The sequence below is a fragment of the Candidatus Eisenbacteria bacterium genome (assembly GCA_035577985.1).
GTDB lineage: Bacteria > Desulfobacterota > Binatia > DP-6 > DP-6 > DATJZY01.
The window spans coordinates 28,445-41,670 of record DATJZY010000107.1 but is presented as its reverse complement, the minus strand read 5'-3'; the positions used below and the strand labels follow the sequence as shown (position 1 = coordinate 41,670).

At 72.2% G+C, this 13,226-nt stretch carries 13 protein-coding genes; 5 read left to right on the top strand and 8 right to left on the bottom strand.

Features of this window, described 5'->3' with window-relative positions:
- Positions 1–57: 57 nt before the first annotated feature.
- Positions 58–975: a phosphotransferase family protein gene (locus tag VMS22_15180; GenBank protein HXJ35374.1), complete on the bottom strand. Its 918-nt coding sequence runs from the start codon at positions 973–975 to the stop codon at positions 58–60.
- Positions 976–1,039: 64 nt separating this feature from the next.
- The gene (locus VMS22_15175; protein ID HXJ35373.1) at positions 1,040–2,041 is read right to left on the bottom strand and encodes a hypothetical protein; all 1,002 of its coding nucleotides are present in this window, start codon (positions 2,039–2,041) and stop codon (positions 1,040–1,042) included.
- An 89-nt stretch (positions 2,042–2,130) separates the two neighbouring features.
- Here VMS22_15175 and VMS22_15170 point away from each other — a divergent pair, with 89 nt between their 5' ends.
- The 3 genes from VMS22_15170 to VMS22_15160 are packed head-to-tail and all read left to right on the top strand — an operon-like array spanning position 2,131 to position 5,363.
- On the top strand, positions 2,131–3,315 hold the full coding sequence (locus VMS22_15170) for a cytochrome P450 (protein HXJ35372.1): 1,185 nt from the start codon (positions 2,131–2,133) through the stop codon (positions 3,313–3,315).
- A gap of 55 nt (positions 3,316–3,370) precedes the next feature.
- On the top strand, positions 3,371–4,810 hold the full coding sequence (locus VMS22_15165; protein HXJ35371.1) for an AlkA N-terminal domain-containing protein: 1,440 nt from the start codon (positions 3,371–3,373) through the stop codon (positions 4,808–4,810).
- Between the two features lie 10 nt (positions 4,811–4,820).
- Positions 4,821–5,363: a methylated-DNA--[protein]-cysteine S-methyltransferase gene (locus VMS22_15160; protein ID HXJ35370.1), complete on the top strand. Its 543-nt coding sequence runs from the start codon at positions 4,821–4,823 to the stop codon at positions 5,361–5,363.
- Here VMS22_15160 and VMS22_15155 read toward each other — a convergent pair.
- From VMS22_15155 to VMS22_15140, 4 genes are read right to left on the bottom strand one after another with little or no spacing between them, the layout of a single operon-like run.
- A complete protein-coding gene (locus VMS22_15155; GenBank protein ID HXJ35369.1) occupies positions 5,307–6,503 on the bottom strand; it encodes an ABC transporter permease in 1,197 nt (398 codons plus the stop codon). The genes VMS22_15160 and VMS22_15155 overlap by 57 nt on opposite strands.
- Entirely contained in the window at positions 6,503–7,708 is a 1,206-nt protein-coding gene (locus VMS22_15150; GenBank protein ID HXJ35368.1) for an ABC transporter permease, read from the bottom strand. The genes VMS22_15155 and VMS22_15150 overlap by 1 nt, the downstream gene beginning before the upstream one ends.
- Positions 7,705–8,412, bottom strand: a complete 708-nt coding sequence (locus tag VMS22_15145) for an ABC transporter ATP-binding protein (protein ID HXJ35367.1) — start codon at positions 8,410–8,412, stop codon at positions 7,705–7,707. The genes VMS22_15150 and VMS22_15145 overlap by 4 nt, the downstream gene beginning before the upstream one ends.
- Positions 8,409–9,575 (bottom strand): efflux RND transporter periplasmic adaptor subunit, encoded by a 1,167-nt coding sequence (locus VMS22_15140; GenBank protein ID HXJ35366.1) that lies wholly within the window; start codon positions 9,573–9,575, stop codon positions 8,409–8,411. The genes VMS22_15145 and VMS22_15140 overlap by 4 nt, the downstream gene beginning before the upstream one ends.
- Before the next feature lie 98 nt (positions 9,576–9,673).
- On the opposite strand from VMS22_15140, the gene VMS22_15135 reads away from it, so the two are divergent.
- Positions 9,674–10,165: a putative molybdenum carrier protein gene (locus VMS22_15135; GenBank protein ID HXJ35365.1), complete on the top strand. Its 492-nt coding sequence runs from the start codon at positions 9,674–9,676 to the stop codon at positions 10,163–10,165.
- Here the strand turns inward: VMS22_15135 and VMS22_15130 are convergent.
- The gene (locus VMS22_15130; GenBank protein ID HXJ35364.1) at positions 10,162–11,733 is read right to left on the bottom strand and encodes a hypothetical protein; all 1,572 of its coding nucleotides are present in this window, start codon (positions 11,731–11,733) and stop codon (positions 10,162–10,164) included. The two genes, VMS22_15135 and VMS22_15130, sit on opposite strands and share 4 nt — an antisense overlap.
- Positions 11,734–11,808: 75 nt before the next feature.
- Here VMS22_15130 and VMS22_15125 point away from each other — a divergent pair, with 75 nt between their 5' ends.
- The gene (locus VMS22_15125; GenBank protein ID HXJ35363.1) at positions 11,809–12,477 is read left to right on the top strand and encodes a glutathione S-transferase family protein; all 669 of its coding nucleotides are present in this window, start codon (positions 11,809–11,811) and stop codon (positions 12,475–12,477) included.
- Positions 12,478–12,481: 4 nt separating this feature from the next.
- Here VMS22_15125 and VMS22_15120 read toward each other — a convergent pair whose 3' ends face one another.
- Positions 12,482–13,165, bottom strand: coding sequence for a glutathione S-transferase N-terminal domain-containing protein (locus VMS22_15120; protein HXJ35362.1), 684 nt, complete (start codon positions 13,163–13,165; stop codon positions 12,482–12,484).
- Positions 13,166–13,226 lie beyond the last annotated feature (61 nt).

The following is a 13,226-nucleotide window of genomic DNA, read 5'->3' as shown; positions in this document are numbered from 1 at the left end:
GGCGTCGGCCGCGTTGCACGCGGCCTCCCTCCAGTGCCGACACCTCGGGGCCGGGTTTCATGCGGCCTCCATCAAATCGAGCAGCTCCATCTCCATTTCGACGATGCGGCGGCCGAGGGCGGCGAGCTCGACGTTCTTCACGCCGCCGAGAAAGCTCTGGGCCTGCATGATGCAGATGACGGCCCACTTGTAGTTGCCGAAGATCTCCCACCACCGCACGGCGGCGGGATCGACTGGCGCGCCGCTCGCGCGCTCGTAGGCGGCGAACAGGCGCTCGCGCTCGCACAGGCCGCCGACCGGCTTGTCGTCGGCGCCGAAGCGCCACGAGCGCACACAGAGCCAGCCGAGGTCCTCCATCGGATCGCCGGCGTGGGTGAGCTCCCAGTCGATCACGGCGCGCAGGCCGTCGGAGCCGACGATCACGTTGCCGATGCGATAGTCGCCGTGCACGACGGTCGCGCGGCGCGGTGCCGGCAGGCGGGCGCCGAGCCAGCGGATGGCGAGCTCCAGCGCGGGATGCGGATCGGGCGCGATGCCCTGCAGGATCTGCGCGTAGCGCGCGACCTCCGCCGCCCCGGGGCTCTTCCCGTCCGGCGCGCGCAGGCCGAGCGCTTCGGGGGCCATGGTGTGGATGCGCGCCGCCGCCTCGGCGAGCTGCTCGGGAAGGCGCTCGCGCGCGCGCGCCAGCTCGGCGTCGCGAAGGATCTTGCGGCCGATCGTCTCGCCCTCGACGAAGTCCATGATGAAGAACGACGCGCCGAGCACGGCGTCGTCCCCACCGCACCACAGCACGCGCGGCACGGGCACGCCGGCGACGGTCGCGGCGCGGAGCAGCTCGAACTCCTGGCGCCGGCTCGACTCGATCACGTGGCCGGGCGGGTCGCGACGCAGGACGAGCCGCTCGGGCGGCGCGCCCGCACGCCCGAGCGTGAAGAGCCAGATCTCCCGCGAGGCCCCGCCGGGAAGACGCCGCAAGCCCTCGACCGTGACCGGCGCCGCGACCTCCCGCTCGATGAACGTCGCGAGCGCCGCTGCGAGCTCAGCCGACGTGGTCCAGGTACTCCGACCAGCCGTAGCCGACGCGATCGCCCCAGCGCCACTCCGTGAGCCCCTCGGCGATGCGCGTGGTCGTGCCGTCGCGACGATTGCGCAGCGGCACCATGTTGAGCACGCGCCCGGTGATCTCCTCGGGCGCGCCGCCGTCGACCGGATGGACGCGCACGCGCAGCGCCGCGTGCAGCTTCTCGTCGCCCGCGAACTCGCTCTCGACCTCGACCTTGCCGATGTAGCGGTTCGGCGCGCCCTCTTCGTAGATGTAGCCGCCCTCGACCGCGCGGCCGTCGCGCTGCACGGTGCGCGCGGCGGCGATGCCCCGCCCCGGCCCGAAGTTCATGGTGAGCCAGCGATAGTGGTCGGGTGCCTGCCAGTAGCGCGGGCCCCACGAGCGGTCGCGCAGGCCGTAGCCGTCGATCGTCCACGTGGTCCCGTCGACGACGACGCGGCCGGTCGCGTGCATGTGCTGCTCGAGGTGGCCGCGCGCGAACTCCTGTCCGGACTTCTCCACCTTGACGGCGACCCATTCCCCGTCCTTCTCCTCGCGCGGCTCGCCGCCGGAGACCGGCGAGACGCCCGTGTACGCGAGCTCGACGAGCGCGGGGACGTGCGGGTTCGACGTGAACGCCGCGCGCGGGTCCATCAGGTCCAGCGGGCGCGCCATGAGGCACACGTTCCCCTCGTAGCGCACGGCGTGCTCGCGCATCGGCGTCTTCACCGTGAAGCGCATGCCGCCCGCGTCGAGCTTCGAGTTGTCCGGGATCTTCGGGCGCCCGTACATGAAGCCCACGCGGCCGTCGGGCAGATACAGGCAGCACGTCATCTCGGCGTAGCCCTCGTTCGGGCGATTGCCGATGCGACAGAAGCCGCCGAGCCGCACCTTCGGATCGTAGAAGTTGTAGTACGCGCTCTCGTTGTAGTTCGATTCGCCGGTGTTCTCGTGCATGAGATCGTCGGCGTCGAGGCAGACCAGACGAACGTTGCCCATGGGGCGACAGTGCCCCAGGGCCGGTGCGCCCGTCAACGACGCGACCGCGGCGTTTGCGGCGCGGCGGGACGTGCGGCTATTCCACGTCCATGGCCGCGCCGCTCGTCTACAGTCCGTACGCGTACGAGATCCACGAGGATCCCTACCCGACCTACGAGCGCCTGCGTGACGAGGCGCCCGCGTACTACAACCCCGACCTCGACTTCTGGGCGCTGTCGCGTTTCGAGGACGTGCACGCCGCCATGCAGGACTACGAGCGCTTCTCGTCGTCGCTCGGCGTCTCGCTCGAGCAGGGCAGTGGGCAGCGGCCGCCCATGATCATCGCGATGGATCCGCCGCGCCAGCAGAAGCTCCGCAAGCTCGTCTCGAAGGCGTTCACGCCGCGGCGGGTGGCGACCATGGAGCCGCAGATCCGCGCCCTCACGCGGAAGTACCTGGATCCGCTCGTGCCGCGCGGCGCGTGCGACTTCATCGAGGACTTCTCGGCGAAGCTGCCCATGGACGTCATCAGCACGATGATGGGCGTGCCCGACGGCGACCAGGACATGCTGCGCCACTGGTCGGACGCCTTGCTCCACCGCGAGGAAGGCAAGGCCGACCCGACGCGGGCGGGGATGGAGGGCGCGGGCAACCTCGTGCGCTACTTCGCAGAGGACCTCGCGCGCCGGCGCAAGCGCCCCGGCGACGACCTCGTGAGCGCGCTCATCGACGCCGAGGTCGACGGCGAGCGCCTGACCGACGCGGAGATCATCGGCTTCTGCTTCCTGATGGTCATCGCCGGCAACGAGACGACGACGAAGATGCTCGGCAACGCGATCGTGCTCCTCGCGCGGCATCCCGACCAGCGCGCGTACCTCGTGCAGCATCCCGAACGCATTCCCGACGCCGTCGAAGAGGTGCTGCGCTTCGACAACTCGACGCAGATGCTGGCGCGCGTGCTCACGTGCGACGTGCCGCTGCACGGCAGGACGATGCAGGCGGGCAAGCGCGTCGTCCTGCTGGTCGGCTCCGCGAACCGCGACGAGCGGGTGTTCGAGCGCGCGAGCGAGTTCGACATCCGCCGCCCGCCGAAGCCGTCGCTCGCGTTCGGCTACGGCATCCACGTGTGCCTCGGCGCGTCGCTCGCGCGCCTCGAAGGCCGCGTCGCGCTGGAAGAGGTGCTGGCGCACCTGCCCGAATACGTCGTCGACGAGGCGGGCCTGGTGCGCGTGCACTCCGCCAACGTGCGCGGCTACGCGAACGTCCCCATCCGTTTCGCCTCTCGAAAGACCTGACGACCAGGTCCGAAAACCGCCAGACACGGCTCGCGGCCCGGGCTATACGGGAGCCGTGAACCTCGATCCCAACCGCTGCTACCGGGCGCTCGAGGCGCGCGACCGTCGCTTCGACGGCCGCTTCTTCGTCGGCGTACGCACGACCGGCGTGTACTGCCGGCCCATCTGCCCGGCCCGCACGCCGAAGGCGCAGAACGTCACATTCTTCAAGTGCGCGGCCGCGGCCGAGGAAGCGGGCTTCCGGCCGTGCCTGCGCTGCCGGCCGGAGACGGCGCCCGGGACGCCGGCGTGGGCCGGCACGTCGGCCGTGGTCGCGCGCGCGCTGCGCCTCATCGACGCGGGCGCGCTCGACGACGACAACGCGGACGGCCTCGCGGCGCGGCTCGGGGTCGGCGAGCGCCAGCTCCGCCGCCTGTTCGTGAAACATCTCGGCGCGGCGCCCGCGCGCGTCGCGCGGGCGCGGCGCGTGCACTTCGCGCGGCGCCTCCTCGACGAGACGGACCTCGCCGTGACGAAGATCGCACTCGCGTCGGGTTTCGGCAGCATCCGGCAGTTCAACGACGCGATACGGGAGACGTTCCACGCCTCGCCGACCGAGCTGCGCGAGAAGCGGCGCGCGCGCCCCGCGGCCGGCGGGTTGACGGTGCGGCTGCCCTACCGCCCGCCGCTGCCGTGGGACGCGCTGCTCGGGTTCCTCGCCGCGCGCGCCACGCCCGGCATCGAGACGGTGGAGGACGGCGCGTACCGCCGCACGATCCGCGTCGGCGACGAGGCCGCCGCGATCGAGGTGCAGCCAAACGCGGAGCGCCACCACGTCGTCCTGCGCATCGACGCGCCCGACCACCTGCGCCTCATCGACGTCGTCGAGCGCGTGCGGCGCGTGCTCGACCTCGCCGCCGATCCGGATCGCATCGCGGACCATCTGCGGCGCGATCGCCGGCTGCGGCGGATGGTCGAGCGCCTTCCCGGGCTGCGCGTCCCGGGCGCGTGGGATCCGTTCGAGCTGACCGTCCGGGCGATCCTCGGCCAGCAGGTGACGGTGCGCGGCGCGACGACGCTCGCGGGACGGCTCGCCCTGCGGTTCGGCACGCCGGTCGACCTGGGGCCGGGCCTGACGCGCCTCTTCCCGCTTCCTTCCGCCCTCGCCGATGCTCCGCTCGAGAAGATCGGGCTTCCCGCGGCCCGCGCGAAGACGATCCGCTCGCTCGCGACGGCGGTCGCCGAGGGACGGCTCGCGCTCGAGAGCGCGCAAGGCACCGAGGAGCTCGCGGCGCGACTCCGCGAGCTGCCCGGCATCGGACCGTGGACGGCCGAGTACGTCGCGATGCGCGCGCTCGGGGAGCCCGACGCGTTCCCGGCCGCCGATCTCGGCGTGCGCGCGGCGCTCGGCAACGGCGCCGGACCGTTGCCCGCGAAGAAAGTCGCGGAGCTCGCGGAGGCGTGGCGCCCGTGGCGCGCCTACGCCGTGATGTACCTCTGGAACAGCCTCGCATGAGGAGGACACGATGACCTACGAATTCGCAGTGATCGAAACGCCGCTCGGCCCCGCCCACGCGGTCGCCCGCGACGGCAAGCTGTGCGCGCTGCAGCTGGCCGCGACGCCCCCGCGCCCGTCGTCGCTCCTGGCACGGCTCGATCTTCCGCGCGCGCAGCGCGCCTTCGACCGGGCCGGCATCCGTTCCGCGGTCGCCGCCTATTTCCGCGGCGACCTCGGGGCGGTCGACGACGTCGAGGTCGATCCGGACGGCACGCCGTTCCAGCGCCGCGTGTGGGCGGCGCTGCGGGCGATCCCCGCCGGCGAGACGACGACGTACGGTGCGCTCGCGCGCCACCTCGGCATGCCGAACGCCGCGCGGGCGGTCGGTGCCGCGAACGGCGCGAACCCGATCTGGATCGTGCTGCCATGCCATCGCGTCATCGGGAGCGACGGCGAGCTCACGGGCTACGCCGGCGGGCTCGATGCCAAGCGCTGGCTCCTGGAGCACGAGCGGTCATTCCGCGCGCAGCGCCTCGATCGGATCGAGGCCGGCTGCGCGGCGCGCGGGTAGCACCCCCGAGAGGAGCCCCACCCCGAGGCTCACCCCGAGCGCGAGCGCGACGAGCCCCGGCGGCGTCTCGACCGGCAGCCCGGGCACGAACCACCGCAGGAGCGCACCGAGACCGAATCCGATCGCGACGCCGGCGAGTCCGCCCAGCACCGCGATCGCGGCCGCCTCGGCGAGAAAGAGGCCCGCGACCTGCGGCCCGCTGGCGCCGATCGCGCGCACGAGGCCGATCTCCGCGGTGCGCTCGCGCACGGTGATCCACATCATCGTCAGGATCCCGATCGCGCCCACCAGCAGCGAGATGCCGGCGATCGCGCCGACCGCCATCGTGATCATGTTCATCACCTTGCCGAACACGGACAGCATCGCCTCCTGCGTCGTGACGGTGAAATCCTCCTCGCTCGAATGCCGGGCCGCGAGCACGCGCTTCACCTCGGCCTCGATCCGGTGCGTGGCCTCGGCAGGCGTGTACGTGAGGTCGATCTCGCCCAGGTCGGTCAGGTTGAACATCCGCATCGCGCTCGCGACCGGCACGTAGGCGGTGTCGTCGAGGTCGAAGCCGAGCATCTGGCCCTTGGGCTCCATGACACCGACGATGCGGAAGCGGGTCCCGCCGATGCGCACGAACTCGCCGAGCGGGTTCGCGTCGCCGAAGAGCTCGCGCGCGAGCTTCGGTCCGAGCACGGTCAGCTGCGTGCCGCGCCGCGGATCGCCCGCCGGCCAGAAGGCGCCGAGTCGCGTGCGGAACCGCCACGCGGTCTGGATGTCCGGCGTGACGCCGTTGATCGCGACGTTGCGTCCGCGCTCGCCCGCTTCGACGCGCGCGGTACCGAACGCGGTCGGCACGACCTTCTCCACGCCCGCGATGCGCCCGAGGGCTTCGGCGTCGTCGATCGTCAAGTGCTGCGTCGTGCCGCCGAACACGCCCGGCATGCCGGACGTCTTCGCCTTGCCGGGGTGGATCGCGATGAGGTTCGTGCCGAACTGCGAGAACTGGGCGACGATGTAGCGGCGCGTGCCCTCGCCGATCGACGTCAGCAGGATGACGGCGGCGATGCCGATCGCGATGCCGAGCATCGAGAGCACCGAGCGAAGGCGATGGCTCGCGATCGCGCCGGCCGCGAGGCGGACGAGGTCGCCCATCAACGTCGCCCCAGGGCCGCGACCGGATCGAGCTTCGCGGCGCGGCGCGCCGGCACGAGCCCGAACACGACGCCGACCAGCACCGCGACGGCGAGCGAGCTCGCGACCGCCCAGAGCGGCGGGCGTGCCGGCAGCGCCGGATACATCGCGACCAGCACCGCGACGCCGGCGAGACCGGCGACCAGCCCGAGCACGCCCCCCGCGAGCGAGAGGAGCGCGGCTTCGGTGAGGAACACGCGCGTCACCTGGGCGCGACCGACGCCGACGGCGCGCAGGAGGCCCACCTCGGCCGTGCGCTCGGCGACCGAGACCAGCATGACGTTCATGATGCCGATCCCGGCGACGGCGAGCGACACGGCGGCGATCGCCGCCACGGCGAGCGTGAGGGTCCGCAGGATCTTCGAGAACGACGACAGCACCGCGTCCTGCGTGATCACCGTCACGTCCTCTTCGCCGTCGTGACGCTCGCGCAGGACCCGGGTGACGTGCGCTTTCGCCACCGCGAGGTCGGCGTGGGCGTGCACGTCGATGAGGATGCGGAAGAGCGAGCGCCGGTTGAAGAGCCGCATGGCGCGCGCGACCGGGATGATGACGACCTCGTTCAGGTTCATGCCGAGCTGGGTTCCCTGCGCTTCGAGAACGCCGATGACGCGCGCGCGGACGTCGCCGATCCGGACGACCTTGCCGAGCGGGTCGGCGGCGGGGAATAGCTCGGCGGCGACCGTCGCGCCGAGCACCGCCACCGCGACGCCCCGGCGGAGATCGCCGGGCGGAAGGAAGCTGCCGCGTCCGAGCCGCAGACGGCGCACCCCCAGGAAATCGGAGGTCGAGCCCACGACGGCCACCTGCCGGCGCCGGTCCTCGTGCGCGACCGTCTCGCTGCCCATGGCGATGGGCGCGATCCGCGCCGCTTCGGGCACGCGCCGCAGGATCGCCTCGGCGTCGCCCAGCGTCAGGTCCCTGGTCGTGACGCTCATGAACGCGACGGCGCCCGTCGTCTCGGTCTTGCCGGGGACGACGGCGAGAAGGTTCGACCCGAGGCTCTCGAACTGCGCGACGACGTAGCGCCGGGCGCCGTCGCCGAGCGCGGTCAGCACGACGACCGCCGCGACGCCGATCGCGACCCCGAGGAGCGTCAGCCACGTCCGCACGCGATGGCCGCGCAGCGAGCGGGTCGCGAACGCGAGCAGGTCGCCGAACGTCATGACGTGCTCGCGAACCCCGTGGCGACCTCGGCCGGCGCCAGGCGGCGCTCGATACGGCCGTCGACCATGACCACGACGCGCCCGGCGCGGCGCGCGACGTTCGGGTCGTGCGTGACGACGACGAGCGTCAGCCCCTCGGCGTGCAGGCGGTCCAGGAGCTCCAGAACCTGCCGCCCGGACGTGGTGTCGAGGTTGCCGGTCGGCTCGTCGGCGAGCAGGACGCGCGGGCGCATCACCATGGCGCGTGCGATCGCCACGCGCTGGCGCTCGCCGCCCGAGAGCTGATCCGGCCGGTGGTCGGCGCGCGTCGTGAGCCCGACGCCGCCGAGCCCGACGGCCGCCCGATCGCGGCGCTCGGCACGCGGGACGCCGGCGAACACCATCGGCAGCTCGACGTTCTCGGCCGCCGTCAAGCGGGGAACCAGATGGAAGGACTGGAAGATGAAGCCGATGACGTCGCGCCGCACCATCGTGAGCGCCGCGTCGTCGAGCCCGCTCACCTCGCGGCCGTCGAGCACGTACGATCCCAACGTCGGCCGGTCGAGGCAGCCGATGACGTTCAGCAGCGTCGACTTGCCGGAGCCGGACGGTCCCATGATCGCGACGTGCTCGCCGGCGCCGACGTGCTCGCTCACATCGTCGAGCGCGCGCACGCTCGTCTCGCCGACCTGGTAGACGCGCGAGACGTGCTCGAGACGGATCACGGCTTCGATTCCGACTCGACCGTGACCCGCGCGCCCGCCTTGACGTCGGCGCGGTCGAGCGACGTGACGACCGCCTCGCCTTCGGCGAGCCCCGAACGGATCTCGGTCACGTCCCAGTTCTTCAGCCCGACGCCGACCGGGCGCTCCTCGAGCCGCCGGCCGGAGACGACGAGCGTCTTGTCGCCCGAGAGGAGCGCCGACGTGGGAATCCGCAGCACGTCGTCCCGCGTCTCGAGGATCACCTCGACGTCGGCGGAGGTGCCGGGGAGCAGCGTCCCCGCGAACGCCTGGTCGTCGAGCTCCACTTCGATCTCGACGGTGCGGTTCTGCTCCTCGCGATCGAGCACGTAGGCGCTGACGCGGACCACGTGCCCGGGGAAGTGTTTACCGGGATACGAATCGACGGCGACGCGCGCCGGCGCGCCCGGGCGCAGGCGCGCCGAGTCGACCTCGTCCATCGGGGCGCTCACGTAGATCGACGACGTATCGATGACGTCGATGATCGACGGCACGAGGATCACCGGCGGCGACGGCGTCGACCATTCGCCCACCTCGACCGAGAGGTCGGCGATGACGCCGTCGAACGGCGCACGCAGCACCATGTACTCGAGCTGGCGCTCGGAGAGGTCGATCTGCGCCTGGGCCCGCCTCTCGCCCGCCTCCGCCGCCTCGCACGCGGCGGCCGCGGTGCGCGCACCGCTCTCGACCTGGTCGAGCAGGTCCGTCGACACGATGCCCTGCTTCGCGAGACCCCGGTTCCGCTCGAGCTCGCGCGCCGCCCGCTCGGCCGCGAGACACGCGCGCGTCCGCTCGGCGATCGCGCTCTCCTGCTCGCGTCGCGCGAGGTCGAGCCGCGCCCGCGCCACGCTCGAGTCGAGCTCGAGCAGCACTTCACCCGCCTGCACGCGATCGCCCTTGCGCTTGGGGAGGGAGATGACCCGCCCGCCCTCCTGCGGCGAGAGCTTCGCGCGCCGGCGTGCCTTCACCGTGCCGGCGCGCGAGTTCGTGACCGTCTGCTCGACGCGACCGCGCCCGACGTGCGCGACCTGCACCGGGATGGGCGTCGGCGCGAACAGCGTGAGGCGGAGCAGGACGATCGCCGCGACGATCGCGAGGACGACGAGCGCCGGGGTCCGGTAGCGGCCGAGGTTCCGAAGGGGCACGGAACCCCATGGCTACCACGCATGCACGAGCTTCGCATCGGGGCGGGCTACAACAACGCAGCGCGATGTGACACGCTCGACGGCGCATCGGTCGCGCGATGGCGGCGAGACGGCGAGCATCGAGGGTGACTCTTCTCCAGCGTGTGGTCAGCGGCGGACAGACGGGCGTCGATCGCGCGGCGCTCGACGCGGCGATCGCACTCGGCGTCGCGCACGGCGGCTGGTGTCCGCGCGGGCGGCGGGCCGAGGACGGCATCATTCCGGAGCGCTACCACCTGCGCGAGCACGCCTCGGAGGACTATGCGGCCCGCACGGAGCAGAACGTGATCGATTCGGACGCGACGCTGATCCTCGGTCGAGGTCCGCTCACCGGCGGCACGGCGCTCACGCGTGAGCTCGCGGTGCGCCACCGAAAGCCCCACCTCGTCGTCGACCTCGGCGACTCGCCCGATCCTGCCGCCGTCCGCGAGTGGATACGGACCCACCGCATCGGAACGCTCGACGTCGCCGGGCCGCGCGAGAGCCTGCAGCCCGGGATCCAGCGCGAGGCCGAGCGCTTCCTGCGCGCGGTCCTCGACCCGCGCGGCTAGCGCGATGGTCGCGCGAGGCCGAGCGCCGCGCAGATCGCCGCCACGAGACGCTCCGCCTCGCGCTTGTCGCGCACGCCGTCGGCGACGGTGACGGAGCCGCCGAGCCGGCGCCCTTCGATCGCACGGCGGCGCACGGCGACGCTGTAGTACGGCGTGTCGCCGGCCTGCATGCGGATCGGCATCTCGACGTCGGCGACGTCGGCCGTATCGACGAGACGCGTTTGCGAGACCCCGAGGAACCGGGTCGTGACCGTCAGCCCGCTCTTCCGCACGACGACACGCTTCGAGACGAACGCCAGGGCGAGCACCACCCACCACAAGAGGGCCCCGATCGCGCCCGTGACGATCGGGAAGACGAGCGGCGCGCCGAAGTGGCGCTGGACCCAGATCGTGCCGGTCCACAGCAGCGTGAAGCCCGCGAGCGACAGCGTCGGGCGCGGATTGCGGAACGCGGGCACGACGATCGTCACGCCGTCCGCCTCTTCGGTCACCGTGATCGACGACGGGGGCACGTCGCTCGTCGCCGCGAGCGCCGGCGCCTCGGATCGGGCGGCCTCTCCCGGCGGCAGCGGCCGGCGGCTCTCGTCGGTGTAGTACACGGGGACGTCGAACGTCGCCTCGAAGTCGACGCCGGGAAGCGGCGCCGACACCGTGAGGCGCCACGCGATCTCGTCGCGGGGACGGCTCTGGTCCGTGCCGGGCGCGTCCGCCGCGATCGGGATGTCGATCGGGATCATCGTGCCGGCGCCCTGGTAGTCTCGCACGGCGGTGCCGGCGACCCGGCGCTCCTCCTGCCACCGGACGTGCTCCGACGTGCTCTGGTCGTCGCCCGATCCCGTCGTCTGTCGGTTGATGCAGGACAGCACGACGCGGAAGCCGTCCGCCGGCGGCGTCGGCACGCCCGCGCGCACGGTCGCGACGAGGCGGCGTCCCACGGGGATCGGCACCGTCGCGAGCTCGAGCACCGACTCGCCGAAGCGGCGGTACTGGAGGGCGCGGCGCGCGGCGGCGACCAGCAGGCCCACTCCGACCACGGGGAAGACGAGCGCGACGAGGACGATGCGGTTGCCCTTCGCGAGGGCTTCTCGGACCGCCATGACCGCGCCCGGGCCCGAGATCAGGTTCCACAGCACGGCGAACGCGAGCATGCCCCACATGCCGGCGCGTGCGCTGCCGCGGACCTCCTTCGCCGCCCAGTCATCGCGCCAGAGCCATGGCTCGTCGGGATGCTCGCGCGCCCGCTCCCGCTGGCGCGCGATCGTCCCGCGTCCCCACGCGAGGGCGGCGACGAGGCCCGCGCCCACGCCGCCGAACGTGAGCGCGAAGATCGCGAGGAATCCGGCCGCGAACCAGTCGCCCGCAGTCGCCTTGCGGACGGCGCCGACGGCGGTCGCGATGCCGACGCCGCAGAACGGCAGCGCGAACAGTGCGAGCAGCCGCACGCCCCACGCAGCCTCGCCCTCGGTCGGCACCGGCGGCGCCACGAATTTGCCGGTCGGGATGGCTTCCTGCCGGTCGTCACCGCCCGTGGGGGCGTCGACACGCACGCTCGTGGGCTGGCCGGCCACGAAGAGCAACGCCGGTGCCGTCGCGCGCCGGCGTCATCCGGATGACTCGGCCGCACCGACGTCGTATCGTCGGGGATGCGCACCCTGTACGTCGGCAACAAGAACTACTCGTCGTGGTCACTGCGCGCCTGGCTGCTGCTGCGCCAGCTCGGCGTCGACTTCGAAGAGAAGAAGGTCGAGCTCTTCGCCGACGGCTTCCGGCACGAAGTCGCCAAGGTGTCTCCCGCCGGCCTGGTCCCGGTCCTCGTCGACGACGGCTTCGCGGTCTGGGACACGCTCGCAATCGCGGAGTGGATCGCCGAGCGCTGCCCCGAGAAGGGCGTCTGGCCGGCCGAGGCGAAGGCCCGCGCGCGCGCCCGCTCGATCTGCGCCGAGATGCACGCAGGATTCTCGGACCTGCGCCATCGGCTACCGATGAACCTCGAGGCGCGGCTGCCGGGAGTGGGGTGGAGCGCGCAGGTCGCGCGGGACGTCGAGCGCATCACGAGCATGTGGAGCGGCCTTCGCGCCGAGCACAGGGCGGATGGTCCGTTCCTCTTCGGCGCGTTCGGCGCAGCCGACGCGTTCTACGCCCCGGTCGTCACGCGGTTCGTCACCTACGACGTGGAGGTGCCGCGCCCGTGCGCCGAATACATGAAGGCCGTCCTGGCGCTGTCGGCGATGCGCGAATGGACAAAGGCCGCGCTCGCCGAGAAGCGCTTCATCCCGGAAGAGGAACCGTATCGGACGAGCCGCGACGCCTGAGCGATCACTTCTGCAGGATCGTCTGCGCGCCCTTCGCGAACTCTTCGGCGCCCTTCGTGTCCTCGGCGAGATCGGGCAGCTTGAACGGCACCTCGACACCGCGCTGACACGCCGGCCGCGCCGCCATCTGCCCCATCCAGCGCTCCAGGTGCGCGAGGCCGTCGATCGAGACGCCCGACCACTTGTGCGTCCGGACCCACGACCAGTTTGCGATGTCGGCGATCGAGAAGTCACCGGCGAGCCACTCGCTCTCGCCGAGCCGGCCGTCGAGCACCTCGAAGAGCCGGCGCGACTCGTTCTGGTAGCGCGCGATGGCCGAGGGGATCTTCTCCGGGAAGTAGCGGAAGAAGACGTTCGCCTGTCCCATCATCGGGCCGACGCCGCCCATCTGGAACATCACCCACTGGATGACGCGCGAGCGTCCCTTGCGATCGGTCGGGAGGAGCCGCCCCGCCTTCTCCGCCAGATAGATCATGATCGCGCCCGACTCGAAGACCGGGAAGTTCCCCTCGTCGCGATCGACGATGGTCGGGATCCGGCCGTTCGGATTGAGCTTCAGGTACTCCGGCGTCTTCTGGTCGCCGGCCATCAGGTTCACGACGTGGACCTCGTACGGGATCGCGAGCTCTTCGAGCGTGATCGAAGCCTTCCAGCCGTTCGGCGTGGGCGCGGTGTAGAGATCGATCATGGAACGACCCTCCATGGATGACGTGTAGGGGCCCACTCACCACGACGCGGGGGCTATTGCC